Genomic DNA, 25,824 nt, shown 5'->3' on the forward strand with positions numbered 1-25,824 from the left:
TCAGGATGAGGTCGGGAAATCTTCGACGGGGTATCCCGCGCACTCACCGAAGCGCGGATGGCAGTTCAGACACTCCTGATTTTCCAAGTCCGAAACAACCATGAAAACCAAATCCCCCTCCATCGGCGCGCGCTCGCGCCGGTTCGTGCTCGAGCTGCCGCTCGAGCGGCCCGACGGCTTCGGCGGCGTCATCCGCACCTACACGCCGGGGCCGCAGCTCTGGGGCGCCATCGAGATGCTCTCGGGAACCGAGCGCCTGCGCGCCGACCGGCCCGAGCAGAGCCTGACCCACCGCATCACCCTGCGCTACCGCGAGGGCGTGACCGGCGCCATGCGGCTCACCTCGGGGCTTCGCCGCTTCGCCATCCGCGCCGCCGCCGACCCCGACGGATCGAAGCGCGACCTCGTCTGCCTCGTGGAGGAGGTGAGGGCATGACGAGCCCGGTTCTGGCGCTGCGCCGCGCCATCCTCGACGCGGCCTCGAACGATGCGGAGCTGCGCTCCCTCATGGGCGGCGCGGTTCGTCTCTACGACGAGCCGCCGCGCGCCGCCGAGCCTGTCTATGCCCTCTTCGGCGACGTGACGGCGGAGGACTGGTCCACCGATCTCGACCGCGGACACGCGCAGCGCGTCGATCTCGTGATCTGGTCCGAGAAGGGCGGAGCGCGCACGGCGCTCATGGTCGCCGACCGCTTCTTCGCGATACTCGACGACGCGCCGCTGAGCCTTCAAGGCCACCGCCTCGTCACCCTGCGCGTCACGGAGCTTGCCTCCGCCCGCGACAGGGACAGCGGCCTCGCCCGCGTGACCCTTCGCCTGCGCGCGGTGACGGAGGTGGCGTGAGGCCGTGCTTGGCATGGCACTGTCATTCCGGGGCGGCTCATAGAGCCGGGCCCGGAATCCATAACCGCTGACTGGTCAGGAAGAAGCGCAACGCTGCTCGGCCTTGCTTTAGCTCTCGTGTTTATGGCTTCCGGGCTCCGCTGCGCGGCCCCGGAATGACAGCAAGACTTCTCCACTTACACAACATAAGGACATCCCATGCCTGCACAGAAGGGCAAGGATCTGCTCATCAAGATCGGCGACGGCGGCAACGCCTTCGTCACCGTGGCGGGCCTGCGCACGCGCCAGATCGCCTTCAACGCCGAGACCGTCGACGTGACCCATGCCGAATCCGCCGGGCGCTGGCGCGAGCTTCTCGCCGGCGTCGGCGTGCGCCGCGCCTCGATCTCCGGCTCCGGCGTGTTCAAGGACGAGGCGTCCGACGCGCGCATGCGCCAGGTCTTCTTCGACGGCGACATCCTCGCCTACCAGATCGTCATTCCCGATTTCGGCCGCATCGAGGGCCCGTTCCAGATCACGAGCCTGGAATACCGCGGCGACCATGCGGGCGAGGTCACCTTCGAGATGGCCTTCGAATCCGCCGGCGCGCTCGCCTTCGTGGCGACATAGGAGGCATCATGCCCAACAGACGACGGGGCGAGGTGGCGCTGCAGCTCGGCGGCACGCGCTACACGCTTTGCCTCACGCTCGGCGCTCTCGCGGAGCTGGAGGATGCCTTCGGCGTAGAGGATCTCATGGCGCTCGCGGAGCGCTTCGGCACCGGGCGCCTCTCGAGCCGCGACCTGCTCACGCTTCTCGTCGTCGCGCTGCGCGGCGGCGGTCAACCATTAAGCGATGCGGAGGTGGCGGGCCTGCCGCTGCACGACGGTGTCGAGCCCGTGGCTGCGGCGCTGGCCGATCTCCTCGTCATGACCTTCGGCGGAGGCGAGGCATCGCCAAACCCTCCGTCATCCCAGGAGGCGGGTACGAGCCTTGCGCCTTCCCCTGGGACGACGCGCTGACGCTGGGATTGGGCATCCTGCGGTGGAGCCCGGAAACCTTCTGGCTCGCAACCCCACGCGAACTCGCCGCTGCCTGGGAGGGTTTGAGTGGCAGGCGAAAGATGGAGCCGGCTCTGAGCGAGGATCTCAGGCGATTGATGGAGGCGTTTCCAGACGACGTGACGTGAAAGAAGGGTCAAACCGACGGCCCGCTCAACCCGCTCATCGGCCTCTCCGAAAAGTTCGCCTATTGAAGAAATTCGGGAAAATCATCAGTCGGTGGCTTTCTCGAGACGCAAGCGGTGGCCAAGGCGCTCGCGAAGACAACACACCAAAATCTTGAAAAGGACTTTGCCCCGATGGCCGATAGGAAATCAGGCGACATCAATACAAACAATGTCGTTGCAGAAGATCGAACGCGCCAGCTCAATACTCTCATCGCTTAATTCCAATAATAAGGTTGGACCGCAATGATCTTAGGATCTGATGCTTTCACGGTATCAGTGCTCCCTATGAAGGTAGCTCCTTTTGATTCTGCACAGAGAATATAAAGTTTGCGATACTGCTCGGTCGCGATAATGCCGATTTTGATCGGTGCGACTGCTTTCGCAACTTCGTACTCGCAAGTTTTGTCGACTTTTTCCCACTCAGCTTGCTTCAGCGATCCGATCTTAAAGAGAAGCTGAGGCCTTTCTCGCTTTTCGACACATCCAACAAGTGCCGGCACAGCCAAAGCAATTATCAAAGATCGTAAGATGGCAAGAAATCTGATTGGCCAACCTAGCGTTAGTCCAAATGACGAGACGGAGAAAGATCGTGCTCGCCAGCTCAACACCCTCATTGGCCTCTCCGAAAAGTTCGGCGACTCCCTAACCAATGCTTTCGCCAAGAATGTCTCCGAAGGCAAGAAATTTGATAACGTTCTCAAATCCGTGCGACAATCCCTTGTGGAAACGGGGCTTCGCCTCGCGCTGGCGCCACTTCAGCTGGCCTTGAGCCAGAGCGTGAAGGGGATGATGACAGGCGCTCTGCAGGGTTCGCTGCCGATGGATGGCGGTGGACTTCTCGGTGGGTTAGCCAAGGGGTTAGGCTCGATCCTCGGCTCCCTGTTCGGTGCCGGCGGGCCGGCCCTCGCCAAGGGCGGCGTCATCTCGCGCGGCATGCTGATGCCCTTCGCCAAGGGCGGCGTGGTCGGGACGCCGACTTATTTTCCCCTCGGACGCGGGCTCGGCCTCATGGGCGAGCAGGGAGCGGAGGCCGTGATGCCGCTGGCGCGCGGGCCGGACGGACGGCTCGGCGTACGGGGCGGCGGGGGAGGGCGGCCGGTCTCGGTGACCGTGAACGTCACGACCCCGGATGCGGAGAGCTTCCGCCGCTCCGAGGCGCAGGTCTCGGCCGCACTGGCCCGAGCGGTCGCGCGGGGACAGCGCGGGATGTGATGCGAGTGCTTCTACAAGCAACAGCCTCATCCTGAGGAGCCTGCGCAGCAGGCGTCTCGAAGGAGGATCCGGAGGGTGCTGGATCCTCCTTCGAGACGGATTGCTCACGCAATCCTCCTCAGGATGAGGGCCTATGGATCGTTTCTGGCTATCTCGATCAGGCCTCCGTGCCCTCGAGCATGGCCATGATCTCGTCCTTGATGTGCAGGCGGCGGCGTTTCAGCTCCTCCTCCACCTCTTCCGGCTTGGGCTCCACCCGGGTCTCGATCCGGTGGATGGTGCGGTTCAGCTCGTTGTACTCGTCATAGAGCCGCGCGAAGCGGTTGTTGCTGGTCTTCAGCTGGTGGATCCGGTCGACCTTGTCCGGGAAGTCGTCCGCGAGGTCGTTGGGAGCATTGCTCATCGCCGGCTGCCTCCTTGTTGAGCGTTCGTTCGCGTCGTCAACGCCACCCCGGTTCTTTCGTTTCAACTCTCAAGGCATCCGATCATGGCCTCCGATTTCCATGAGGTCCGCTTTCCCCTCGACGTCAGCCTCGGCAGCCGGGGCGGGCCCGTGCGGCGGACCGATATCGTCACGCTCGCCTCCGGCCGCGAGCACCGCAACAGCCGCTGGGCGGGCTCGCGCCGCCGCTACGATGCGGGGCTCGGGATCAGGACCGTCGACGCGCTGCATGCGGTGATCGCCTTCTTCGAGGAGCGGCGCGGGCGGCTCCACGGCTTCCGCTTCCGCGACCGCACCGACTGGCGCTCCGGGCCGCCTTCCCGCGAGCCGACGCCGCTCGACCAGCGCATCGGTACCGGCACCGGCGCGGAGCGGGCTTTTCAACTGGTGAAGGCCTATGGCTCCTCGTTCGCGCCCTACAGCCGCGCCATCGCCAAGCCGGTGGGCGGCACGGTGCGGGTTGCGGTCAACGGCATCGAGCAGGCGGTGGGCACGCAGTTCAACTGCGATCCGACCACGGGCCTCGTGACCTTCACGAGCCCGCCGCCCGCAGGCGCCGTCGTCACGGCGGGCTTCGCCTTCGACGTGCCGGTGCGCTTCGACACGGACGAGCTCGACATCGACCTCTCCGCCTTCGACGCCGGCGGCATCCCGCAGATCCCGCTGGTCGAGATCGTTCCCTGACGCATGAAGCTGTCAGCCGCGTAAGTCTTCTCGAGGATCACGTCTTCCCTCGATACGTCTCCCTCCGCCCTCATCCTGAGGAGCAGCGCAGCTGCGTCTCGAAGGAGCCTCCAGCGCCCTCTGGACCCTCCTTCGAGACGGTCGCTGGCGCGACCTCCTCAGGATGAGGGCGGAGGAGAACAACACGCGGTTTCACAGAACAAAACGGGCCATGACCCGGCAAGTGGGACGACGGCATCACAACACAGTTCAAGGCCACCCATGCGCACCATCCCCCAAAACCTCGCCGCCCATCTCGCGGAGGGCGCGACGACGCTGTGCCATTGCTGGCGCCTGATCCGTCGCGACGGTGCGGCCTTCGGCTTCACCGACCACGACCGCGATCTCTCGTTCGGCGGCACGGTCTATGCCGCGCGCTCCGGGCTCGAGGCGGCGGAAGCCACCGCCGAACTCGGCTTTGCGGTGGGCGGCGGCGAGGTGGCCGGCGCGCTCGTCTCCGCCGGCATCACCGAGGACGATATCGCCTCCGGGCTCTACGACGACGCGAGCGTGGAGACCTGGCTCGTGAACTGGAGCAGCGTGGACGAGCGCGTGCTCCTCGACATCGGCTCCATCGGCGAGATCCGCCGCGCCGACGGCGGCTTCGTGGCGGAGGTGAGGGGGCTCATGCACCGCTTCGACGAGGAGCGCGGGCGGCTCTTTCGCGCCACCTGCTCGGCCGATCTGGGCGATGCGCAATGCGGCGTCGACCTTGCCCGCTCCGCCTATACGGGCACCGGCACGGTCGCGCGCACGGACGGAGCGCTCGTCATCGCCGCCTCCGGCATCGGCTTTGCGGACGGCTGGTGCAATGCGGGCCGTCTCACCTGGCTCACCGGCGACAATGCGGGCGTCTCGGTGGAGGTCAAGGTGCATCGCGCCGTCAGCGGCGTGGACGAGTTCGACCTGTGGCAGCGCGCGCCGCAGGCGATCAAGACCGGCGACACGTTCCGCGTCACCGCCGGCTGCGACAAGACCCATGCCATGTGCCGCAGGAAATTCGACAACGTGGCGAACTTCCGCGGCTTCCCGCACATGCCCGGCAACGACTTCATCATCCGCATGCCGCAGCAGGGCGAGCCGGGCCTGGATGGCGGGAGCTTCTTTCGGTGATGCGCCTTCACCCTCCCCCTCGAGGGGAGGGTGCTGCTGCACGCTTTATCATCATGCCCCAACCCCACCTCATCATCGCCGAGGCGCGCTCCTGGATCGGCACGCCCTATCGCCACCAGGCCTCGCTCAAGGGCGTCGGCTGCGACTGCCTCGGGCTGCTGCGCGGGGTGTGGCGCGGCGTGATGGGCGCCGAGCCCGAGCTGCCGCCGCCCTACTCGCCCGACTGGGCGGAAGCGGGAGCCGACACGCTCGTCGCCGCCGCGCGTAGGCATCTCGTCGAGATCGATCCCGCGCGGTTTGCACCCGGCGACGTGCTGCTCTTCCGCTGGCGCGAGGCCATGCCCGCCAAGCACTGCGCAATCGCCGCCTCGCCCGACACCATGATCCACGCCCATGACGGCGCCTGCGTCGCCGAGGTGGCGCTCGGGCCCTGGTGGCGGCGCCACCTCTCCCATGCCTTCCGCTTTCCGGACACACCCTGATGGCCACCATCGTTCTCCAGACAGTCGGCTCCGTCGTCGGCGGCATGATCGGCGGGCCCATCGGCGCCATGGCCGGCCGCGCCATCGGCGCGCTCGCGGGCGCCGCCATCGACAACGCGCTCTTTGCCGACGACACCACGAAGCACGTGGAAGGTCCGCGCCTCAAGGACATCGACGGGCTCACCTCCACGGAGGGCGCGCCGATCCCGCGGGTCTATGGCCGCGCGCGCATCGGCGGACAGCTCATCTGGGCGACGCGGCTGGAGGAGGTGGCGAACACCAGCACCGATCGCGGCGCCCAGGGCGGAAAGGGCATGGGCGGCGGGCCCAAGACCGTCACCACCACCTATTCCTACTTCGCCAATCTCGCGGTGGGATTGTGCGAGGGCCGCATCGCCTTCGTCCGCCGGGTCTGGGCGGACGGGCGCGAACTCGATCTCAGCACGCTCGTGATGCGCGTTCACGCCGGCTCGCAGACGCAGGATCCCGATCCGCTCATCGTCGCCAAGGAGGGCGCGGATCATGCGCCCGCCTATCGCGGGCTGGCCTATGTGGTGTTCGAGCGCCTGCCGCTCGCCGATTTCGTCAACCGCGTGCCGCAATTCTCCTTCGAGGTGGTGCGTCCGGTGGACGGGCTGAACCGCATGGTCCGCGCGGTCTGCCTCATCCCCGGCGCAAGCGAGTTCGGCTACGACACGAGGGCGGTGACCCAGGTGCTCGGCCTCGGCAGGACGCGGCCCGAGAACCGCCACCAGCTCCGGCGCACGAGCGACGTCGCCGCTTCCCTCGATGCGCTCGAAGCCTTGTGCCCGAACCTCAAACGCGTCTCCCTCGTGGTGAGCTGGTTCGGGGACGACCTGCGCGCCGGCTCCTGCCTCATCGAGCCGCGGGTGGACGTGAACACGAAGACCACCGACGGCGCCACCTGGTCCGTGGCGGGGCTCACGCGCGAGCAGGCGAAGGCCGTCTCACTTGCCCGGGGCGCGCCCGCCTATGGCGGCACGCCCTCCGACGAGAGCGTGATCCGCCTGATCCGCAACCTGAAGAGCCGCGGGCTCGACGTGGTGCTCTATCCCTTCGTGATGATGGACGTGCCCGCCGGCAACAGCCTGCCGGATCCCTACGGCGGTACGGGCCAGCCCGCCTATCCCTGGCGCGGGCGCATCACCTGCGATCCCGCGCCGGGGCGCAGCGGCTCGCCGGACGGCACGGGCGCGGCCGCAGCCGAGGTCGAGCGCTTCTTCACCCGCTCCTCGGGCTTCAACCGCTTCGTCCTGCACTATGCCAGCCTCGCGGAGGAGGCCAGCGGCGTCGACGGGTTCATCCTCGGCAGCGAGCTCGTGGGCCTCACCCGCGTGCGCTCGGCCTCCGGAATCTATCCGGCCGTCTCGCAGCTCAGGTCCCTCGCGGGCCAGGTGCGCGGCATCCTGCGCGCCTCCACGAAGATCGTGTATGCGGCGGACTGGACGGAATACGGCGCGCACGTGCTCGACGGCGGCAGCGAGGTGCGCTTTCCTCTCGACCGGCTCTTCGCCAGCGACGCCATCGATGCGGTCGGCATCGACTACTACCCGCCGATCTCGGACTGGCGCGACGGTCCGGGCCATGCCGATCTCGCATCCGCGCGCAGCCTCTACGATGTCGATTTCCTGCGCATGCGTCTCGGCAGCGGCGAGGCGTTCGACTGGTACTATGCGAACGCCGCCGAGCGGGCGGCGCAGGTGCGGCGGCCGATCGAGGACGGGGCCTACGGCAAGCCGTGGGTCTTTCGCCAGAAGGATCTGGTGTCCTGGTGGTCGAACCCGCATGTGGAGCGCGTGGGCGGTGTCGAGGCCGGCACCACCGCCTGGCAGCCGCAATCGAAGCCGATCTGGCTCACCGAGATCGGCGTGCCCGCCGTGGACAAGGGGCCGAACGGCCCCAACGTCTTTCCCGATCCCAAGTCGTCGGAATCCGCCTATCCGCCGTTCTCCCGCGGCGTGCGCGACGATCTCGTTCAGGCGCGCGCGCTGGAGGCCATCCTTTCGCGCTTCGATCCGGCGCAGAGAGGCTTTGCGCCCGCGTACAATCCCGTCTCGGCGGCTTACGGCGGCCGCATGGTCGACCCCGATAACGTCTATGTCTGGGCGTGGGATGCGCGGCCCTTTCCCGCCTTCCCCGATTTCGACAAGGTGTGGTCGGACAGCGCCAACTGGGAGACCGGCCACTGGATCACCGGGCGGCTCGAAGGCGCGACGCTCGACCGCCTGATCGCGCGCATCCTGCGCGACTTCGGCTTTCCCGATCCCGGTTCCATCCCCCTCGACGGCTTCGTGGACGGCTACGTGATCGACCGGCCCATGTCCGTGCGCGGCGCGCTCGAGCCGCTCATGCGCCTCTTCGGCATCGATGCGGTGGCGCGCGCCGGCGCGGTCGCGTGGCAGGGGCGCGGCGGACGTGCGGTAGTGCAGCTGACGAAGGACGATCTCGTGCTCGCCGAGGGCGAGCCGTCACTCAGGCTCACCCGCGCGCAGGAGACGGAGCTGCCCCACCAGGTGGAGATCGGCTTCACGGAAGGCGACACGGATTACCGCCGCGCGGCCGTGGCCTCGCGCCGCCTGTCGGGATCGAGCCGCCGCGAGGCGAGGGCGGACAGCGCCGTCGTGACCCGCCGTGCCGAGGCGCAGCGCCTCGCGGATACCTGGCTGCAGGATCTGTGGGCGGGGCGCGAGGGCGCCGAGTTCGAGCTCTCGCCCCGGCGCATCGAGCTGGAGCCGGGCGACGTCATCGCCGTTCCCACCGATGCGGGACCGAAGCTCCATCGCATCGCGCGCATCGCCGACGGCCCGACCCGCAAGGTGACGACGCGGGCCGTGGAGCCTGCCGTGTTCGAGCGGCCGGGCTCTTCCATTCCGAGGCCGGTGAAGCGGCCGCCGCCGGTGCCGGGCAAGCCCTTTGCCGTCGTGCTCGACCTGCCGGCGGCGCTCGGCGATCCCGCGCCGCTGCAGTACGTGGCGGTGGCGGCGGATCCCTGGCCCGGCGCGGTGACAATCTGGCGCTCGGGCAACGGCGCGAGCTTCACGCCCCTGCGCGTTCTCGACCTGCCGGCCGTGATCGGACGCACGATCACGGCGCTCGGCCCGGGGCCGCTCTGGCGCTGGGATCCGCACGCCGCGCTCGACGTGGAGATTGCCTCAGGCGCGCTCAGCTCCGTCGACGACGAGGCGGCGCTTTCCGGGCGCAACCTCTTCGCGCTGCAGGGCGCCGGCGGCCGCTGGGAGATTTTTTCGGCCGCCCGCGCCGAGCTGATCGGCGAGCGCACCTATCGCCTCACGCGCCTCCTGCGCGGCCTTGCGGGCTCCGAGCCCGAGGCCATGCGCAATGTGGAGGCGGGAGCCCTGGTCGTGAAGCTCGACGAGGCCGTCGTTCCCCTGACGGCGAGCCCGCAGGATCTCGGCCGGAGCTGGCGCTACCGCATCGGCCCCTCGGGCCGCGACCATGCTGACGATTCCGTCGCGGAGATCGCGGCGACGGTGACGCGGGAGGCGCTGAAGCCCCTGAGCCCCGTGCACGTGAGCGCGCGGCGCGGCGAGGGCGGCATCCGCATCGCATGGACCCGCCGCACGCGCCGCGACGGCGACGGCTGGGAGGCCCTGGACGTTCCGCTCTCGGAGGATGCGGAGGCCTACGAGCTCGACATCCTCAAGGACGGCGCGGTGCTGCGCACGCTCGCGGGCACCGCGCCGTCCATCCTCTATCCCGATGCCCAGGAGGCGGCCGATTTCGGCGCGGCGCAGGCATCGCTCGACCTGCGCATCGCGCAGATGAGTGCCGTCGTGGGACGCGGCTTCGAACGCCGCATCACGGTTTCCGTGCGCTGATCGCGCACCTCTTCCCTCAAGGCTTGTCGTTCCATGTCATCGACGCCCCATCTCGCCCTGCCGCTCATCGCTGCGGCGCAGGCGCAGAAGCATGTCACCCACAACGAGGCCCTCGCCGCCCTCGACGCCCTCGTGCAGCTTGCGGTGAAGGAGCGCGGCCGCACCGTGCCGCCGGCCGCGCCGCAGGAGGGCGACCGCTTCCTCGTCGGCGAAGGCGCGACCGGCGCCTTCGCGGGCCGGGAGGGGCGGATCGCCCTGTTCGATCTCGGCGCCTGGCGCTTCTTCACCCCGCGCGCCGGATGGCGGCTTCTCGTGGAGAACGAGAACGTCATCCTCGTCTTCGACGGCGCGCAATGGCGCGATCTCGGCCTCTTCTGCCGCGAACTCGCCCAGCTGGAGCGTCTCGGCCTCGGCACCGCGGCCGACGGTCTCAACCGGCTCGCCGCGAAGCTGAACGCCGCGCTCTTCTCCGCGCTTTCCGCGGAGGAGGGCGGCACCGGCGATCTGCGCCTCGTGCTCAACAAGAGCGCGGAGGCGAACGTGCTCTCGCAGCTCTACCAGCGCGGCTTCAGCGGACGCGCGGAAACGGGCCTGATCGGCGGCGACGATTTCGGCATCCGCGTCTCGCCGGACGGAACCCAGTGGCACGACGCCCTCGTGATCGACCGCCGCACGGGCCTCGCCGCCTTTCCCTGCGGCCTCGCCAATGCGCCGAGACCCAACCTGCTCCTCAACGGCTCCCTGGCGGTGAACCAGCGCCGGTTCGCCGGCGGCGCCCTGGCCGCGGGAGCCTACGGGTTCGACCGGTGGAAGGCCGGCCCGGGCGGCTGCACCGTCAGCCGTGCCGCGGACGGGACGGTGACGCTCCTCGGCGCTCTCGATCAGGTGATCGAGGTCGGGCCGGCGGCCGCGCAGATCGGCGCCCTCAGCTTCGCGGGAGCGACCCTGACCCTGTCGGTGGAGAACCCCTCCGAGCCCCTGCCGGTCCTCATCGGCTCGAAGGCGGTCACGATCCCGGCAGGCTCCGGCCGCCGCGCTGCGACCGTGACGCTGGACGCCTCCGAGGCCGGCAACGTCGCGGTCCGTCTCCACCCCGCGAGCGCCTGCTCCTTCAGCCGCGTGAAGCTCGAGGCCGGCGCCGTGGCCACGCCCTGGATCGAGCCCCTGCCCGAGATCGAGGAATTGCGCTGCCGCCGCTACTTCCAGCGGCTTCCCGTCACCGCGGGGACACCGGCCATCCTTGGAGCCCTCGGGCAGCGCGTCGGCGCAAGCTCCATCGACTTCGTCTGCCCTCTTCCGGTGGCGATGAGGGCCGATCCCGTGCTCGTCACCAGCGGCTTCGGCTGGGCGGCGACCTCGCCGGCGGGCAACCAGGCGGGCTTCTTCAACAACGGCAATTCCAGCTGGGCCGCGGTCAGCGGCGCCCTCACGGTGACGACCCTGACGCCCCCGAGCGCATCCTGCGCGGTGCTCCGGCTGCAGGCCGGAACCTCGTTCGGGGGCACGGCGGGCAGCATCGGCAACCTCCACCTGGGCGCCTCCGCCTTCATCGCCCTGCAGGCGGAGCTCTGAGGATTGCCCATGACCGCTCCTTCATCGACCGCTCCCTCATCGCGCTTCGAGCAGGCCGTCGGGATCGTGCTGGAGCACGAGGGCGGCTTCGTCGACCACCCCCGCGACCCCGGCGGGGCGACCCGCTTCGGCATCACCCGCGAGACCCTGTCGCGGGCGAGGGGACGCCCCGCCACGGTCGAGGACGTCCGCCGCCTCACCCGGGCGGAGGCCAGGGCGATCTACCGCCGCCTCTACTGGGACGTGCTGCGGGCGGACGAGCTTCCCCCGGGGCTCGACCTCGCCGCCTTCGACCTCGCGGTCCATGCGGGCCCGCCCCGGGCGGCGGCGATGCTGCAGGCGGTTGTCGGGGTCGAGGCGGACGGGATCGTGGGTCCGCGCACCCTCGCGGCCGCCCGGGCCGCCGACGCGGCCCAGGCCATCCGTTCCCTGACCCGGGCGCGCCTCGGCTTTCTCTCCCGCCTCGCCGCCTGGCCCGTCTTCGGGCGCGGGTGGAGCAGGCGGGTTCTCGGCGTCGAGCGGGAAGCCCTCCGGCTCGCGTCTCTTTCCTCCAACCCTTAAGGAGTGCCTCGCATGTTCGACACCAAGTCCATCCTCGCCAGCCGCACCGTCTGGGCCAACCTTGTCGGCCTCGCAGCCCTCGTTCTCGGCCTCTTCGGCTTCGACGCCTCGGCCCTTGCCACGGGCTCTTTCGAGGAGGCCCTCGTCCAGCTCGTGGCGGCGGGAAGCTTCGTCGCCTCCACGGTGTTCCGGATCCTCGCCACCAGGCAGATCCGGAACTAGCCGGAATTTCACGCCCGAGGGCCGGTTCCCGGTTGCGGCGCCGGCCCTAGAACATTCAGAATTCGTTCAGTGCGGCAAGGGCATGGTCCGTTCATGCGTCTGGTTTGGCTGGTCATAGCGTGGTGGGGAATGGTGGGGACGGCCCACGCGCAGAGCGCGTCGGCGGCTCTCAGCAACTGCCTTCCTCCCCGCGAGATGCAGGAGGCCGTGGCCGCTAAGGGCGTCGTCGCCCCGGCTTCCGCCGTGATGGCGGCGCGCCGGCAGGTTCCCGGCGCCGACGTGGTCCGGGCGAGCCTGTGCCGGAGCAGCGATGCTCTTGTCTATGTGATCACGGCCCTGCAAAAGGACGGTCGCATCGTGCAGGTGATGATCGACGGCTCCTCCGGGCGCGTGAGATCGGTGAAATAGGGAAAGCTCGAACCGTGCGCCTACTCGTTGTCGAGGACGACAGAATCCTCAATAAGCAGATCGTGACCGCCCTGGAGCAGGCCGGCTATGCGGTCGACACCGCCATGGATGGCGAGGAGGGGCAGTTCCTGGGGGAAACGGAGCCCTACGACGCCATCATCCTCGACCTCGGCCTGCCGAAGGTGGACGGCGTCTCCGTGCTCACTGCCTGGCGCCGCGAGGGGCGCAAGACCCCGGTCATCATCCTCACCGCCCGCGACCGCTGGAGCGACAAGGTCCAGGGCTTCGATGCGGGCGCCGACGACTACGTGACCAAGCCCTTCCACATGGAGGAGCTTCTGGCCCGCGTGCGCGCTCTGCTGCGCCGCTCGGCGGGGCATGCCACGAGCGAGATCTCCTGCGGCCCCGTGAAGCTCGACACGCGCTCGGGCCGCGTGGCCGTGGACGGAAACCCGGTGAAGCTCACCTCGCACGAGTACCGGCTGCTGTCCTACCTGATGCACCATACCGGCCGCATCGTGTCGCGGGGCGAGCTCACCGAGCATCTCTACGATCAGGACTTCGACCGGGATTCCAACACCATCGAGGTCTTCATCGGGCGGCTTCGCAAGAAGCTCGGCGTCGACATCATCCAGACCGTCCGGGGATTGGGCTACCTCCTCGACGCGAGCCATAGCAAGACGTGACCGGCCTCGCACCGCTCATGCGCCGCTTCGCAAGCCGCCCCATCGCCGTACGGCTTGCGGTCTCCTCCGTCTTCTGGAGCTTCGTGATCCTGCTGATCGCGGGGCTCATCCTCTCGACGCTCTACCGGGACAACACGGAGCGGGCCTTCGACCAGCGGCTTCTCGTCTATGCCAACACGCTGGCCTCGAATCTCGTCGGCCCGGGCGATCCCGACCGGGATCTCGGCCCGATCGGCGATCCGCGCTTCGAGCTGCCGCTCTCCGGCTGGTACTGGCAGGTGGGGCGGCCCAATGCGGCGCCGGGGGAGGTCCGCTCCTCGAAGTCGCTCTTCGGCGGGCAGCTGCCGAGCCTCGCCTCCGGCGACAACCGCTTCGGCCAGATCCGCCGCGGCTACGGCCGCGCGCCCGACGACCGGAACCTGCGCATCATCGAGCGCGACATCGATCTCGGCGAGGACGGGCGCTACATCATCCGCGTGGCGGGACCGGCGGACGAGATCGAGGGCGCCGTGCGCGACTTCATCTTCGCGCTGACCGTCACCTTCGCGCTCCTCGGCATCGGCCTCGGCTTCACCACCCTGCTGCAGATCCGCTTCGGTCTGCGGCCGCTCGCCAACCTGCGCAGCGCGCTCGGCGCGATCCGGCAGGGGGAGGCGGAGCGGATCGTCGGCGAGTACCCGCGCGACATCTCCCCGCTCGCCAGCGAGCTGAACCTGCTCCTCGACACCAACCGCGAGATCCTGGAGCGCGCCCGCACGCAGGTCGGCAACCTCGCCCACGCGCTCAAGACGCCGCTCAGCATCATCATGAACGAGGCGGAGAACGCCCCCGAGGACGTGGCCGCCCGGGTCCGCGAGCAGGCCACCGTGATGCGCGACCAGGTCAATTACTATCTCGACCGGGCGCGGGCGGCGGCGCTGGCGGGAACGCTGGGCACGCTGACGGAGGCCGAGCCCGTCATCGCGGGGCTCGCGCGCACCTTCGCCAAGATCTACCGGGACAAGGACCTGGAGGTGGAGCTTGCGATTCCGCCGGACCTGCGCTTCCGTGGCGAGCGGCAGGACCTGGAGGAGATGGCCGGCAACCTCATCGACAACGCGGCCAAGTGGGCCGCGCGCAAGGTGGTGGTGGCGGCGGAGATCGTCCGCGACGACGACAGGCCGCGCTTCCGCCTGCTCATCGACGACGACGGCCCGGGCCTGCCGGAGCCCGCGCGCGCCGAGATGCTCAAGCGCGGCCGGCGCCTCGACGAGACGAAGCCCGGCTCCGGCCTCGGACTATCCATCGTCAGCGACCTTGCCGCGCTCTATCGCGGCTCGCTCCAGCTCGACGCCTCGCCCATGGGCGGCCTCCGCGCCATCCTGGAACTGCCGGGGGATAGCAGCTCCCCTTAAGGACATTTACGCGTGACACCGTGCCACCGTCGTGCTTCAGGGGAGCAAAGAGTAAATAGGACTTTATGGTGATCTGGATAATCCTCCTGATGATGACGGCGGCAGCCGTGATGGCGGTCCTGTGGCCGCTGTCGCGCCGGCATGCGGTCGCGCACCAGGGCGATCCGGACACGCAGTTCTACCGCGAGCAGGTGGCCGAGATCGAACGGGACCTGGGCCGCGGCGTGCTGCTGCCGAGCGAGGCCGAAGCCGCCAGGGCCGAGGCCGCGCGCCGGCTGCTGCGGGCGAGGGGCCTTCCGGACGAAGGCTCCGTCGCCGTCGGCGAGCCGGCCCTGCGGCGCCGCCGGGCGGCCTCGGCTCTGGCCCTGTCCGTGGTGCCGATCCTGGCGCTCGCCACCTACGAGATCTACGGCTCGCCGCAGCTGCTGACCCAGCCTCCGGGCGCGCGGATGCAGCAGGCCTCCGAGGGCGGCAACCTCATGCAGGCCGTCGCGCAGATCGAGGAGCACCTGGCCAGGAATCCGCAGGACGGGCGCGGCTGGGAGGTCATCGCCCCGGTCTATGTGCGCATGGGGCGGATCGAGGATGCGGTGAGGGCCTACGAGGCGGCGGTGCGCTACCAGTCTCCCGATGCCGGGCGCCTTGCCAATTACGGAGAGGCGCTGGTTCTCGCCAGGGACGGGCTCATCTCGGCCGAGGCCCAGGCCGTGTTCGAGCAGGCGGTGAAGCTCGACCCGTCCGCGCCCAAGCCCCGCTTCTATCTCGCCCGCGCCGCCGTGCAGGACGGGCAGACGGACAAGGCCAAGGCTGCCTATCTGGAGCTGCTCGGGCTCGCGCCGCCCGGCGCCCCCTGGGCCGAAGCCGTGCGGCAGGAGCTTGCCGCGCTCGGCGCGCCGCAGCCCGAACCTGCCCCCTCCGCCGCAGCGCCGGTCGGCCCCGAGGCGATCCAGGGCATGGTGGCGGGCCTCGCCAGCCGCCTGGAGGCCCAGGGCGGCACGGCGGAAGAATGGGCGCGCCTGATGCGCTCCTATGTGGTTCTCGGCCAGCGCGACAAGGCCGTGGACGCCGCCAAGCGCGCCCGGCAGTCCCTGGCGCAGGATGCTCAGGGCTTGAAGGCCATCGATGCGATGGCGCAGGAACTCAAACTGACCGACGCTCAGCCATGACGAGAAAACAACGCCGCTTGACCCTCATCGGAGCCGCAGGATGCGTGCTGGCGATCGCGCTCGGGCTTGTGCTCTATGCCATGAACGACACGATCGTCTTCTTCAACTCGCCGGCCGACATCCAGGCGAAGAACGTGGCGCCCGGCACGCGCATCCGCCTCGGCGGCCTGGTGAAGGAGGGCTCCGTGCAGCGCGGCGCCGACCAGCAGATCACCTTCGAGGTCATGGATGCCCAGGCCGCCATCAAGGTGAGCTACAAGGGCCTGCTCCCGGATCTCTTCCGCGAAGGGCAGGGGGTCGTTGCCGAGGGCGTGCTCGAGAGCCCGAGCGTTTTCCGCGCCGATTCCGTTCTCGCCAAGCACGACGAGAACTACATGCCGCGTGAGGTGGCCGACACGCTGAAGAAGCAGGGCCACTGGCAGGGCGAGGCCAGCGCCGCGCCCAAGACGCAGTAACGGAACAAACGCAGCAAGGGAGAGCCCTCGTGTTGGTCGAGGCCGGACATTTCGCACTCGCGCTCGCGCTGGCATTGTCCCTGATCCAGTTCGTCGTGCCGCTCTGGGGCGCGCGCGCCAACGATCCGGTGCTGATGGCGGTGGCGCCTGCGAGCGCGCTCGCGGTGCTCGCCTGCGTCGGCTTCTCGTTCCTCGCCCTGACCTGCGCCTATCTGGCCTCGGACTTCTCGGTGGTGAACGTCGTCCAGAACTCCCATTCGGCCAAGCCCCTGATCTACAAGATCTCCGGCGTCTGGGGGAACCACGAGGGCTCCATGCTGCTCTGGGTGCTGATCCTCGCCCTCTTCGGCGGGGTCGTGGCGCTCTCGCGCAACAGCGTTCCCATGCGCCTGCAGGCGAACACGCTGGCCGTGCAGGCGGCCGTCACCGTGGCCTTCCTGCTCTTCATCCTCACCACCTCCAACCCCTTCACGCGGATGATCCCGCCGGCGCCGGAGGGGCAGGACCTCAATCCTCTGCTGCAGGATCCCGGCCTCGCGATCCATCCGCCGCTGCTCTACATCGGCTATGTGGGCTTCTCGATCTCGTTCGCCTTCGCCTGCGCCGCGCTCATCGACGGGCGCATCGATGCGGTGTGGGCGCGGATCGTCCGCCCCTGGACGCTCGGCGCCTGGGCGTTTCTCACGCTCGGCATCGCCATGGGCTCCTACTGGGCCTATTACGAGCTCGGCTGGGGCGGCTGGTGGTTCTGGGACCCGGTGGAGAACGCCTCGCTCATGCCGTGGCTCGCCGGCACGGCGCTCATGCACTCCACCGTGGTGATGGAGAAGCGCGACGCCCTGAAGGTCTGGACGATCCTGCTCGCCATCCTGACCTTCTCGCTCTCGCTGCTCGGCACCTTCCTCGTGCGCTCCGGCGTGCTCACTTCCGTGCATTCCTTCGCGGTGGACCCGGCGCGCGGCACGTTCATCCTCGTTATCCTGATCCTGTTCATCGGCGGCTCGCTCACGCTCTTCGCCTGGCGCGCGCCCCTGCTCAGGCAGGGCGGCCTGTTCGCGCCGGTCTCCCGCGAGGGCGCGCTCGTCCTGAACAACCTCTTCCTCGCCACCGCCTGCGCGACCGTGTTCATCGGCACGCTCTATCCGCTGGCTCTGGAAGTGCTGACGGGCGAGAAGATCTCCGTCGGCGCCCCCTTCTTCAACTTCACCTTCCTGCCGCTTATCGTGCCGCTCCTGCTGCTGCTGCCCCTCGGGCAGACGCTCGCCTGGAAGCGCGGCAACTTCCTCGGCACGGCCCAGCGCCTTTACGCGGTGTTCGGCGTCTCGCTGCTGGCCACCATTCTCCTGTTCGCCTTCACCTATGGCGGCCCGGTGGCCGCGCCCCTCGGCATCGGCCTGGGGGTCTATCTGGTGCTCGGCTCCCTCAATGAGATCGTGACGCGCTCCTGGTCGAAGGGCACTCCGCTCGCCGTCGCCTGGCGCAAGGCGCGAGGGCTCCCGCGCTCGGCCTGGGGCACGGCCATCGCCCATGCGGGCGTGGGCCTCACCGTGATCGGCATCGCCGCCACCGCCTGGGGCGTCGAGGGCCTCGGCACCCTGAAGATCGGCGAGCGCCTGAAGGCCGGCGACTACGAGGTGCGGCTCGAGCGGGTGATCCCCCGCGTCGAGGCCAATTACCGCGAGGACGTCGCCGTGCTGACGGTCTTCGGCTCGGGCCGCGAGGTCGGCACGCTCGAGACCATGAAGCGGCTCTACGTCACCCGCGGCATGCCGACGACGGAAGCCGGAATTCTCACCACCGGCCTGGGCCAGGTCTATGCCAGCCTCGGCGAGGTGCAGCCCGACGGGTCCGTGGGCATCAGGCTCTACCACAAGCCGCTCGTGCTGCTGATCTGGATCGGCTCCCTGGTGATGGCGATCGGCGGCGGCATCTCGCTCACCGACCGGCGCCTGCGTATCGGCGCGCCCGTGCGCGCCAAGGCCGTGCCGGCGGCGGTTCCCGCGGAGTAGGCCATGCGCATCGTCCTCGCCCTCATCGCAGCCCTCTTGTTCGGCGGCGCGGCCCTTGCCGTCCAGCCCGACGAGGTGCTCAAGGATCCGGCCCTCGAGAAGCGCGCCCGCGAGATCTCCGCGGGACTGCGCTGCCTCGTCTGCCAGAACCAGTCCATCGACGACTCCGACGCCCAGCTCGCCAAGGACCTGCGCGTCCTGGTGCGCGAGCGCCTCGTGGCCGGGGACACCGATGACGAGGTGGAGAGCTTCCTCGTCCAGCGCTACGGCGAGTTCGTGCTGCTGAAACCCACCTTCGGCGCCCACACCCTGTTGCTGTGGCTCACACCTGCCCTGGTCCTGGTGCTCGGCGGCCTCGGCGCCTACGCAGCCCTCAGGCGCCGCCCGCAAGCTGCTGCCGCGGCCCTCGACGAGGAAGAGCGCAAGGCGCTGGAAGCCCTGCTCAGCCAGGACAAGTCGGCGTCCTGACGAAACCTTACCAACATTTCATCTGCGGGTGAGGGCGCCGTAACGCGCCAGGCCCCATCTTGCTCCCATGACGAACCGGGAAAGGTTCTTCGAGGAGAGACTAGAGATGTTGGACAAGGTTTCTACGCCCGCCCGCAAGCGCACCGCAAAATGGCTCGGCGCGGCGGCCGTGGCCGCGTTGATCGCGGGCGGCGCCGTCGAGAGCGGTCTCGTCGCCCCCAATCCCGCCCATGCGGAGCTGCGCTCCCTGTCGCAGCCGGTGCAGAACGCGCCGTCCTTCGCCGACGTGATCGAGCGGGTGAAGCCTGCCGTCGTGGCCGTGAAGGTCAAGGTGCAGAACGTGGCCGACCGGGACGATGACGGGAACGGCCCGCAGTTCTCGGTCCCCGATCTGCCGCCCGGCCACCCGATGGAGCGATTCTTCCGCCAGTTCCGCGACGGTGAGCGCGGCGAGCGCGGCCCGCGCCGCGAGCGGCCCCGCCCGTTCGGCCAGTCCATGGGCTCCGGCTTCTTCGTCTCGGGCGACGGCTACATCGTGACCAACAACCATGTGGTGGACAAGGCCTCGGAGGTCGAGATCACCATGGACGACGGCAAGACCCTCGACGCCAAGGTGGTCGGCACCGATCCGAAGACCGACCTCGCCCTCCTGAAGGTGGAAGGCAACGACTTCCCCTATGTGCGCCTGGCCTCCCAGAAGGCCCGGATCGGCGACTGGGTGGTGGCCATCGGCAACCCGTTCGGCCTCGGCGGCACGGTGACGGCCGGCATCGTCTCGGCCCAGCACCGCGACATCGGCGCCGGTCCCTACGACGACTTCATCCAGATCGACGCCTCGGTGAACAAGGGCAATTCCGGCGGCCCGACCTTCAACCTCTCCGGCGAGGTCGTGGGCGTGAACACCGCGATCTTCTCGCCGTCGGGCGGCAATGTGGGCATCGCCTTCGCGATCCCCGCGAGCACGGTCGAGACCGTCATCGCCTCCCTGAAGGACAAGGGCTCCGTGACCCGCGGCTTCATCGGCGTGCAGATGCAGCCGGTGACCCGGGAGATCGCCGAGGCTATCGGCCTGAAGGAGCCCAGGGGCGCCCTGGTGGCCGAAACGGTCAAGGACGGCCCCGCCGCCAAGGCCGGCGTCAGGACGGGCGACACGATCATCGCCGTCGACGGCCAGCCGGTGAAGGAGGCCAAGGACCTCTCCCGCAGGGTGGCCAATGTCGCCCCGGGCAAGACCGTCTCGCTCACCCTGTGGCGCGACGGCAAGGAGCGGACCGTGACCCTCGAGGTCGCGAGCCAGCCGAAGGGCGTTTGATCGCCCGATAACGGCACGGGCGCCAGGTTTTCCGAGTTGATTGCCCCCGAGACCTGGTGTCTTCTGCCCGCGGCGGGCCGGCCTTTCCCCTCCAGGGCCGGTCCGCCGACGGGCTTTCTTCTTCGTGGCGTGCAGGCTGATGCGGATTCTGATTATCGAGGATGACAGGGAGGCCGCCTCCTACCTCGTGAAGGCGTTTCGCGAGGCCGGCCACGTGGCGGACCACGCCGCGGACGGCCTCGACGGCTACGCCATGGCGGAGGCCGGCGACTACGACGTGCTCGTGGTCGACCGCATGCTGCCCAAGCTCGACGGGCTTTCCCTGATCCGCTCCCTGCGCGAGCAGAAGGTCGAGACCCCCGTTCTCATTCTTTCGGCGCTCGGCCAGGTGGACGACCGCGTGAAGGGCCTGCGCGCCGGCGGCGACGATTATCTCCCCAAGCCCTATGCCTTCTCCGAGCTTCTCGCCCGGGTCGAGGTTCTGGCCCGGCGCCGGACCTCTGCGCCCAGCGCCGAGCCGACCGTCTACCGCATCGCCGATCTCGAGCTCGACCGCCTGTCGCACCGCGTCACCCGCGCCGGGCAGGAGATCGTGCTGCAGCCCCGCGAGTTCCGGCTGCTCGAATACCTGATGAAGAACGCCAACCAGGTGGTCACCCGCACCATGCTGCTGGAGCACGTGTGGGACTATCATTTCGATCCCCAGACCAACGTGATCGACGTCCACGTCTCGCGCCTGCGGGCCAAGATCGACAAGGGCTTCGACAAGCCGCTCATCCACACGATCCGCGGCGCGGGCTACATGGTGCGCGTCGGTACCGAGGGGGACGAGGAATGAGCGTGCCGCCATGAACGCCCCCATGAGCGGCCCCATGACCGCCCTCGGCAAGCTCGTCCGCACGACCGCCTTCAAGCTCACCTTCGCTTATCTGTTCATCTTCACCGTGTTCGCCTTCGTCGGCCTCGGCTACGTGGCCTGGAACGCCCAGAGGCTGCTCACCGAGCAGTTCATCGCCACCATCGAGAGCGAGATCGACAGCCTGTCCACCCAGTACAGGTTCGGCGGCCTGCGCCGTCTCGTGAACAGCGTCGAGCGGCGCTCGCGGGCGCCGGGCGCCTTGCTCTATCTCGTCACGACGGAGACGGGCGAGCGCATTGCCGGCAATGTGGGCGCATTGCCCCCCGAGGTGCTCGGCCGGACCGGCCAGTTCGAGACGCTCTACAACCGCACCGACGAGACCGGGACGCGGCCCGATGCGGCCATCGTGCGCGTCTATCTCCTGCCGGGCGGCTTTCGCCTGCTGGTCGGGCGGGACATCGAGGAGCGGCGGCGCCTGCAGGAGATCATCCGCCGCGCCTTCGGATACTCGCTGCTCTTCATCGGCGTTCTGGGCTGCCTCGGGGGCTGGTTCATCACCAGGCGGGTGCTCAAGCGCGTCGACGACATGACGGACATCACCCGCCACATCATGGCGGGCGATCTCGGGGGGCGGCTGAAGGTGGCCGGCACCGGCGACGAACTCGACCGGCTGGCGCAGAACCTCAACGCCATGCTCGACCGCATCGGCGAGCTGATGCGGGGCATGCAGGAGGTCTCGGACAACATCGCCCACGACCTCAAGACGCCCCTGACGCGCCTGCGCAACAAGGCCGACGAGGCCCTGCGCACGGCCAGAACCTCCGACGAGCTGAAGGCGGCGCTGGAAGGCACCATCGAGGAGAGCGACAACCTCATCCGCATCTTCAACGCGCTGCTCATGATCGCGCGGCTCGAGGCCGGCAACGCCCGCGAGAACCTGGCGGATTTCGACGCGGCCGAAGCCGTGCGCGACGTGGCGGAGCTCTACGAGGCGTTGGCCGAGGAAGCCGGCGTGGGCCTGGAGGTCTCCGTCGAGGACAGCCTGCCGGTCCACGGCAGCCGCGAGCTCCTGGGCCAGGCCATGGCGAACCTGCTCGACAATGCCCTGAAATACGGCGCCTCGCCCGAGGCCTCCGCCAGGACCATCGCCGTTTCGGCGCGGCGGCTCGACGGCGAGGTGCAGGTCGTGGTGGCCGATCGCGGTCCCGGCATCCCGGAGACGGAGCGCGGCCGGGTGCTCGAGCGGTTCGTGCGCCTGGAGACGGCGCGCTCCCGCCCGGGCTTCGGCCTGGGCCTCAGCCTCGCCGCCGCCGTGGCGAGGCTGCATGGGGGCACGCTGCGGCTCGAGGACAACGAGCCGGGCCTGCGGGTGGTGCTGGCCCTGCCCCTGAAGGCGGTGGACGTTCCCCAGCCGACGCTTCAGTCGGCGGCCTGACGCCTTGCTGGCGCAGCAAGGGGGAGAGCTGGCTCTAGGCCTGAAGGATGAGGGGCTTATGGTACTTTTCGATTGCCTCCGGCCTCCCGGCGTGAACACTCGGGCCGTCGCAGGAACCCGAAGAGACCCGCCGTGACGGATGTGAAGAACGCCCTCATCAGCCGCCTCGCGAAGGCGCCGCTCGTGGCCGACCCGCGCCGGGCGAAGGCGCAGCTGAAGGACCTTGCCGAGCGGCTGCGCGACGAGCCCGAGACAGCGGCCCTGCTGGAGCATCTCGACGACGGCGCCTTCCGCGATCTTCTGCTCGGGCTCGCGGACCATTCCCCCTTTCTCTGGCAGCTGATCGTCAACAACCCGGCCCGCCTGGCAAGGCTCGCCTTCGCAGCGCCGGAGGAGACGCATCGCGCCATCGTCGCCAGCCAGCTCAACCTGTTCCGCGAGCTGCGCTCGGGCGCGATCACGCGCGAGGACGCCGTGAGCGCCTTCCGGCAGAACCGCAACGCCCATGCGCTCCTCGTGGCCATGGCCGATATCGGCGGGATCTGGAGCACCGAAGAGGTTACGCAGGCGCTCTCCGACTTCGCCGATGCCTCCGTGGCCGGCGGTGTCAACCTCGTGCTCACCGAGACGGCCGATCTCGGCCGCATCAGGCTCGCCGATCCCGACGCGCCGGGCGAGGGCTCCGGCTTCACCGTGCTGGCGCTGGGCAAGCACGGAGCAGGGGAACTCAACTATTCGAGCGACATCGACCTCGTCATCTTCTTCGACCCGGACACCACGGTGCTGCGCGACCCGTCCGAGGCCGCCACCGTCTATACCCGCATCGCGCAGCAGCTCGCCAAGCTCCTGCAGGAGCGCACGGCCGACGGCTATGTGCATCGCGTCGATTACCGTCTGCGCCCCGATCCGGGCTCGACGCCCACTGCGGTGTCGCTGGCCTCGGCCTATGTCTATTACGAGACGGTCGGGCAGAACTGGGAGCGCGCGGCGCTCATCAAGGCACGACCCGTGGCCGGCGACATCGCACTCGGCGAGAATTTTCTTGCCGAACTGCGCCCCTTCATCTGGCGCAAGTATTTCGATTTCGCCTCCATCGCCGACGTGCACGCCATGAAGCGGCAGATCCACGCGGTGCGCGGGCACGACCAGATCGCGGTGGCCGGCCACGACATCAAGCTCGGGCGCGGAGGCATCCGCGAGATCGAGTTCTTCGTGCAGACGCAGCAGCTCGTCTTCGGCGGACGGCGTCCGGGCTTGCGCGGGCGGCGCACCCTCGACATGCTCAAAAGCCTTCACGACGAGGGCTGGATCACGGCGCAGGCCCGCGACGAGCTCTCCGACGCCTACCGCTTCCTGCGCACCATCGAGCACCGGCTGCAGATGGTGGCCGACGAGCAGACTCAGCGCCTGCCCTCCGACGAGGAGCAGCTCAAGCGCTTCGCGAAGTTCTGCGGCTATCCGACCCTGAAGGCCTTTTCCAAGGCGCTCACGGATCAGGCCAGGATCGTGCAGGGTCATTACGCGCTGCTCTTCGAGGAGGGGCCGGAGCTCGCCTCCGATGTGGGCAGCCTCGTCTTCACCGGCTCCGACAACGATCCGGACACGCTCGCCACCCTCCGGCGCCTCGGCTTCCAGGATCCCGAACGCGTGGCGGAGACCGTGCGCGGCTGGCATTTCGGCCGTCGTCCCGCGATCCAGAGCGCGCGGGCCCGCGAGGTGCTGACCGAGCTCACCCCGGCGCTGCTCTCGGCGCTGGGCGGCACCGCCGATCCCGACGGCGCACTGGCGGCCCTCGACCGCGCCTTCGGGCGCATGCCGGCGGCGGTCGAGCTCCTCACCATCCTGCAATCGCACGATCGCCTGCGGCTTCTCTTCGCCGATCTGCTCGGCACAGCGCCGCGCCTCGCCGACACGGTGGCGCAGTCGCCCCACGTGCTCGACGCGCTCATCGATCCAGCCTTCGGCACGCCCACTACCGACGACGAAACCATCGAAGAGCAGGTCCGGCTGCTCATCGGTCCGCCGCGCGACTATGAGGACTTTCTGGACCGGGTGCGCGATGCGGCGCGGCAGATGCGCTTCATCACCGGCGCGCGGCTTCTCTCCGGCGTCATCGCGCCGAAGCAGGCGGGAGAGGCCTACGCGGCCATCGCGCGCGCGGTCATCCGCGCCTCGTTCGAGGAGGTGCGCCGCGCCTTCGAGGCCGAACACGGCAGCGTGCCGGGCTCGCGCATCGCGATCCTCGGCCTCGGCCGCCTGGGCAGCCGCGAGCTGACGGCGGGCTCCGATCTCGACCTCGTGGTGATCTACGACTTCGACGAGAACACCCGCGAGAGCACCGGCCCGCGACGCCTCGACGCCGTGGTGTACTACACGCGGCTCACGCAGCGCCTCGTCTCCGCGCTCACGGTGCCGACGCGCCGCGGCCTGCTCTACGAGGTGGACCTGCGCCTGCGCCCGCAGGGCGGCAAGGGTCCCGTGGCCTCGCAGTTCAAGGGCTTCGTGAATTACCAGAAGACCGAAGCCGATCTCTGGGAGCACATGGCGCTCACCCGCGCCCGGGTGCTCGCCGGCGACGATGCTTTCGGTTCTGACGTTGCGCAAGCCGTGAAGGACATACTCACCAGGGAGCGCGATCCGAAGCACGTGTTCAAGGAAGTGCGCGCCATGCGCGAGCTGATCGCGCAGGAGAAGGGCGACGACGACCCGTGGGACATGAAGCTCGCCCGCGGCGGCCTCACCGATCTCGACTTCATCGCGCAAGCGCTGGTGCTCGCCCATGCGCACAAGCACCCGTCGCTCGCGGGTCTCTCGACCGAAGCCACCATCGCCGAGGCTCAATCCGTCGGTCTGCTCTCGTCCGATGACGCAAGGACACTCACCGAAGCGCACCGGCTCTTCAACGACATCTTCCAGTGGCAGCGCCTGACCATCGAAGGCACGTTCGATGCGGAGAAGGTGCCGCCCGTGATCCTCAAGCGTCTTGCGACGGTGGCGGGACTGCCGAGCGCGAAGGTCTTGCTGGAGCATCTGGCGGAGGTGCGAAGCGCCATAAGAAAAATTGTTAGCAAAACAGCGGTGTGATCCGGCAACTTTTAGTGTTTGTCTCGCTAGGTAAATAATAACCTCAAGTGGTGTCGCCCCCTTCTATGCTCTCTGAACGAGTAGTTATCAGTCCGCGAATAATCCGAGAGAGTACACCCACCATAAAACGAATAGGGTTGAGGCGCCTATTGCTCGGCGCGGGGTGGGGGTGAGCTATGACGGCGGTGCCGTCGCGAGCTGTGTTGAAATTCGGGTGGCGCGATCTCCGGCATGAACATCGTATTGGGTCAGGCGGCGAGGTCAATCGTCTCCTTCGGGGCTGACGCTTGTGTCAGCGTCTTCCAGCCGTC

At 68.8% G+C, this 25,824-nt stretch carries 25 protein-coding genes; 24 read left to right on the forward strand and 1 reads right to left on the reverse strand.

Going from position 1 to position 25,824, the window contains the following annotated elements; translation table 11 throughout:
• Positions 1-100 precede the first annotated feature (100 nt).
• The 6 genes from GR303_RS18540 to GR303_RS18570 all read left to right on the forward strand — a co-directional run bounded on the left by GR303_RS18540 (position 101) and on the right by GR303_RS18570 (position 3,262).
• The gene (locus tag GR303_RS18540) at positions 101-436 is read left to right on the forward strand and encodes a phage head closure protein (RefSeq protein WP_161723173.1); all 336 of its coding nucleotides are present in this window, start codon (positions 101-103) and stop codon (positions 434-436) included.
• A complete protein-coding gene (locus GR303_RS18545) occupies positions 433-843 on the forward strand; it encodes a DUF3168 domain-containing protein (protein WP_161723174.1) in 411 nt (136 codons plus the stop codon). Before GR303_RS18540 ends, GR303_RS18545 begins: the two co-directional genes overlap by 4 nt.
• A gap of 198 nt (positions 844-1,041) precedes the next feature.
• A complete protein-coding gene (locus tag GR303_RS18550) occupies positions 1,042-1,452 on the forward strand; it encodes a phage major tail protein, TP901-1 family (RefSeq protein ID WP_161723175.1) in 411 nt (136 codons plus the stop codon).
• An 8-nt stretch (positions 1,453-1,460) separates the two neighbouring features.
• Complete coding sequence (locus GR303_RS18555; protein ID WP_161723176.1) at positions 1,461-1,844, forward strand: gene transfer agent family protein; 384 nt, start codon at positions 1,461-1,463, stop codon at positions 1,842-1,844.
• 8 nt (positions 1,845-1,852) lie between these two features.
• A complete protein-coding gene (locus tag GR303_RS18560; protein ID WP_343038442.1) occupies positions 1,853-2,011 on the forward strand; it encodes a phage tail assembly chaperone in 159 nt (52 codons plus the stop codon).
• A gap of 744 nt (positions 2,012-2,755) precedes the next feature.
• Positions 2,756-3,262 carry a phage tail tape measure protein gene (locus tag GR303_RS18570; RefSeq protein WP_343038444.1) on the forward strand — a complete coding sequence of 169 codons (507 nt, stop codon included), beginning with the start codon at positions 2,756-2,758 and terminating at the stop codon, positions 3,260-3,262.
• A gap of 157 nt (positions 3,263-3,419) precedes the next feature.
• Here GR303_RS18570 and GR303_RS18575 read toward each other — a convergent pair whose 3' ends face one another.
• Positions 3,420-3,665, reverse strand: coding sequence for a YdcH family protein (locus GR303_RS18575; RefSeq protein WP_161723178.1), 246 nt, complete (start codon positions 3,663-3,665; stop codon positions 3,420-3,422).
• An 84-nt stretch (positions 3,666-3,749) separates the two neighbouring features.
• On the opposite strand from GR303_RS18575, the gene GR303_RS18580 reads away from it, so the two are divergent.
• From GR303_RS18580 to GR303_RS18665, 18 genes are all read left to right on the forward strand, one after another.
• On the forward strand, positions 3,750-4,388 hold the full coding sequence (locus GR303_RS18580) for a DUF2460 domain-containing protein (RefSeq protein WP_161723179.1): 639 nt from the start codon (positions 3,750-3,752) through the stop codon (positions 4,386-4,388).
• Positions 4,389-4,649: 261 nt separating this feature from the next.
• Entirely contained in the window at positions 4,650-5,540 is an 891-nt protein-coding gene (locus GR303_RS18585; RefSeq protein ID WP_161723180.1) for a DUF2163 domain-containing protein, read from the forward strand.
• Between the two features lie 53 nt (positions 5,541-5,593).
• The gene (locus GR303_RS18590) at positions 5,594-6,022 is read left to right on the forward strand and encodes an NlpC/P60 family protein (RefSeq protein WP_161723181.1); all 429 of its coding nucleotides are present in this window, start codon (positions 5,594-5,596) and stop codon (positions 6,020-6,022) included.
• Positions 6,022-9,882, forward strand: a complete 3,861-nt coding sequence (locus tag GR303_RS18595) for a baseplate multidomain protein megatron (RefSeq protein ID WP_161723182.1) — start codon at positions 6,022-6,024, stop codon at positions 9,880-9,882. Before GR303_RS18590 ends, GR303_RS18595 begins: the two co-directional genes overlap by 1 nt.
• A 33-nt stretch (positions 9,883-9,915) precedes the next feature.
• Positions 9,916-11,454 carry a DUF2793 domain-containing protein gene (locus GR303_RS18600; RefSeq protein WP_161723183.1) on the forward strand — a complete coding sequence of 513 codons (1,539 nt, stop codon included), beginning with the start codon at positions 9,916-9,918 and terminating at the stop codon, positions 11,452-11,454.
• A gap of 9 nt (positions 11,455-11,463) precedes the next feature.
• Positions 11,464-12,015, forward strand: a complete 552-nt coding sequence (locus tag GR303_RS18605; protein ID WP_161723184.1) for a glycoside hydrolase family 108 protein — start codon at positions 11,464-11,466, stop codon at positions 12,013-12,015.
• A 12-nt stretch (positions 12,016-12,027) separates the two neighbouring features.
• Positions 12,028-12,237 (forward strand): hypothetical protein, encoded by a 210-nt coding sequence (locus GR303_RS18610; protein ID WP_161723185.1) that lies wholly within the window; start codon positions 12,028-12,030, stop codon positions 12,235-12,237.
• 93 nt (positions 12,238-12,330) lie between these two features.
• Entirely contained in the window at positions 12,331-12,645 is a 315-nt protein-coding gene (locus tag GR303_RS18615) for a PepSY domain-containing protein (RefSeq protein ID WP_161723186.1), read from the forward strand.
• 14 nt (positions 12,646-12,659) lie between these two features.
• On the forward strand, positions 12,660-13,331 hold the full coding sequence (locus GR303_RS18620) for a response regulator (RefSeq protein WP_161723187.1): 672 nt from the start codon (positions 12,660-12,662) through the stop codon (positions 13,329-13,331).
• Between the two features lie 17 nt (positions 13,332-13,348).
• Positions 13,349-14,725 carry a sensor histidine kinase gene (locus GR303_RS18625; RefSeq protein WP_161723288.1) on the forward strand — a complete coding sequence of 459 codons (1,377 nt, stop codon included), beginning with the start codon at positions 13,349-13,351 and terminating at the stop codon, positions 14,723-14,725.
• Between the two features lie 65 nt (positions 14,726-14,790).
• On the forward strand, positions 14,791-15,891 hold the full coding sequence (gene ccmI, locus GR303_RS18630) for a c-type cytochrome biogenesis protein CcmI (RefSeq protein WP_161723188.1): 1,101 nt from the start codon (positions 14,791-14,793) through the stop codon (positions 15,889-15,891).
• Positions 15,888-16,346, forward strand: coding sequence for a cytochrome c maturation protein CcmE (gene ccmE, locus GR303_RS18635; RefSeq protein ID WP_161723189.1), 459 nt, complete (start codon positions 15,888-15,890; stop codon positions 16,344-16,346). The genes ccmI and ccmE overlap by 4 nt, the downstream gene beginning before the upstream one ends.
• Before the next feature lie 29 nt (positions 16,347-16,375).
• Complete coding sequence (locus tag GR303_RS18640; protein WP_161723190.1) at positions 16,376-18,355, forward strand: heme lyase CcmF/NrfE family subunit; 1,980 nt, start codon at positions 16,376-16,378, stop codon at positions 18,353-18,355.
• A gap of 3 nt (positions 18,356-18,358) precedes the next feature.
• A complete protein-coding gene (locus GR303_RS18645) occupies positions 18,359-18,823 on the forward strand; it encodes a cytochrome c-type biogenesis protein (RefSeq protein ID WP_161723191.1) in 465 nt (154 codons plus the stop codon).
• 106 nt (positions 18,824-18,929) lie between these two features.
• The gene (locus GR303_RS18650) at positions 18,930-20,135 is read left to right on the forward strand and encodes a trypsin-like peptidase domain-containing protein (RefSeq protein ID WP_161723192.1); all 1,206 of its coding nucleotides are present in this window, start codon (positions 18,930-18,932) and stop codon (positions 20,133-20,135) included.
• Positions 20,136-20,274: 139 nt separating this feature from the next.
• Entirely contained in the window at positions 20,275-20,973 is a 699-nt protein-coding gene (locus GR303_RS18655) for a winged helix-turn-helix domain-containing protein (protein WP_161723193.1), read from the forward strand.
• 10 nt (positions 20,974-20,983) lie between these two features.
• Positions 20,984-22,429: an ATP-binding protein gene (locus GR303_RS18660; protein WP_246205593.1), complete on the forward strand. Its 1,446-nt coding sequence runs from the start codon at positions 20,984-20,986 to the stop codon at positions 22,427-22,429.
• 132 nt (positions 22,430-22,561) lie between these two features.
• On the forward strand, positions 22,562-25,513 hold the full coding sequence (locus tag GR303_RS18665) for a bifunctional [glutamine synthetase] adenylyltransferase/[glutamine synthetase]-adenylyl-L-tyrosine phosphorylase (RefSeq protein WP_343038445.1): 2,952 nt from the start codon (positions 22,562-22,564) through the stop codon (positions 25,511-25,513).
• Positions 25,514-25,824 lie beyond the last annotated feature (311 nt).

This window comes from Microvirga arsenatis (assembly GCF_009910705.1).
Taxonomy (GTDB): Bacteria; Pseudomonadota; Alphaproteobacteria; order Rhizobiales; family Beijerinckiaceae; genus Microvirga; species Microvirga arsenatis.

What these genes read in the sequence shown, in the direction of transcription:
- GR303_RS18540 (WP_161723173.1), top strand. Translation starts at nt 101, where the DNA reads ATGAAAACCAAATCCCCCTCCATCGGCGCGCGCTCGCGCCGGTTCGTG.
- GR303_RS18545 (WP_161723174.1), top strand. Translation starts at nt 433, where the DNA reads ATGACGAGCCCGGTTCTGGCGCTGCGCCGCGCCATCCTCGACGCGGCC.
- GR303_RS18550 (WP_161723175.1), top strand. Translation starts at nt 1,042, where the DNA reads ATGCCTGCACAGAAGGGCAAGGATCTGCTCATCAAGATCGGCGACGGC.
- GR303_RS18555 (WP_161723176.1), top strand. Translation starts at nt 1,461, where the DNA reads ATGCCCAACAGACGACGGGGCGAGGTGGCGCTGCAGCTCGGCGGCACG.
- GR303_RS18575 (WP_161723178.1), bottom strand. Translation starts at nt 3,665, where the DNA reads ATGAGCAATGCTCCCAACGACCTCGCGGACGACTTCCCGGACAAGGTC.
- GR303_RS18580 (WP_161723179.1), top strand. Translation starts at nt 3,750, where the DNA reads ATGGCCTCCGATTTCCATGAGGTCCGCTTTCCCCTCGACGTCAGCCTC.
- GR303_RS18585 (WP_161723180.1), top strand. Translation starts at nt 4,650, where the DNA reads ATGCGCACCATCCCCCAAAACCTCGCCGCCCATCTCGCGGAGGGCGCG.
- GR303_RS18590 (WP_161723181.1), top strand. Translation starts at nt 5,594, where the DNA reads ATGCCCCAACCCCACCTCATCATCGCCGAGGCGCGCTCCTGGATCGGC.
- GR303_RS18595 (WP_161723182.1), top strand. Translation starts at nt 6,022, where the DNA reads ATGGCCACCATCGTTCTCCAGACAGTCGGCTCCGTCGTCGGCGGCATG.
- GR303_RS18600 (WP_161723183.1), top strand. Translation starts at nt 9,916, where the DNA reads ATGTCATCGACGCCCCATCTCGCCCTGCCGCTCATCGCTGCGGCGCAG.
- GR303_RS18605 (WP_161723184.1), top strand. Translation starts at nt 11,464, where the DNA reads ATGACCGCTCCTTCATCGACCGCTCCCTCATCGCGCTTCGAGCAGGCC.
- GR303_RS18610 (WP_161723185.1), top strand. Translation starts at nt 12,028, where the DNA reads ATGTTCGACACCAAGTCCATCCTCGCCAGCCGCACCGTCTGGGCCAAC.
- GR303_RS18615 (WP_161723186.1), top strand. Translation starts at nt 12,331, where the DNA reads ATGCGTCTGGTTTGGCTGGTCATAGCGTGGTGGGGAATGGTGGGGACG.
- GR303_RS18625 (WP_161723288.1), top strand. Translation starts at nt 13,349, where the DNA reads ATGCGCCGCTTCGCAAGCCGCCCCATCGCCGTACGGCTTGCGGTCTCC.
- ccmI (WP_161723188.1), top strand. Translation starts at nt 14,791, where the DNA reads ATGGTGATCTGGATAATCCTCCTGATGATGACGGCGGCAGCCGTGATG.
- ccmE (WP_161723189.1), top strand. Translation starts at nt 15,888, where the DNA reads ATGACGAGAAAACAACGCCGCTTGACCCTCATCGGAGCCGCAGGATGC.
- GR303_RS18645 (WP_161723191.1), top strand. Translation starts at nt 18,359, where the DNA reads ATGCGCATCGTCCTCGCCCTCATCGCAGCCCTCTTGTTCGGCGGCGCG.
- GR303_RS18650 (WP_161723192.1), top strand. Translation starts at nt 18,930, where the DNA reads ATGTTGGACAAGGTTTCTACGCCCGCCCGCAAGCGCACCGCAAAATGG.
- GR303_RS18655 (WP_161723193.1), top strand. Translation starts at nt 20,275, where the DNA reads ATGCGGATTCTGATTATCGAGGATGACAGGGAGGCCGCCTCCTACCTC.
- GR303_RS18660 (WP_246205593.1), top strand. Translation starts at nt 20,984, where the DNA reads ATGAACGCCCCCATGAGCGGCCCCATGACCGCCCTCGGCAAGCTCGTC.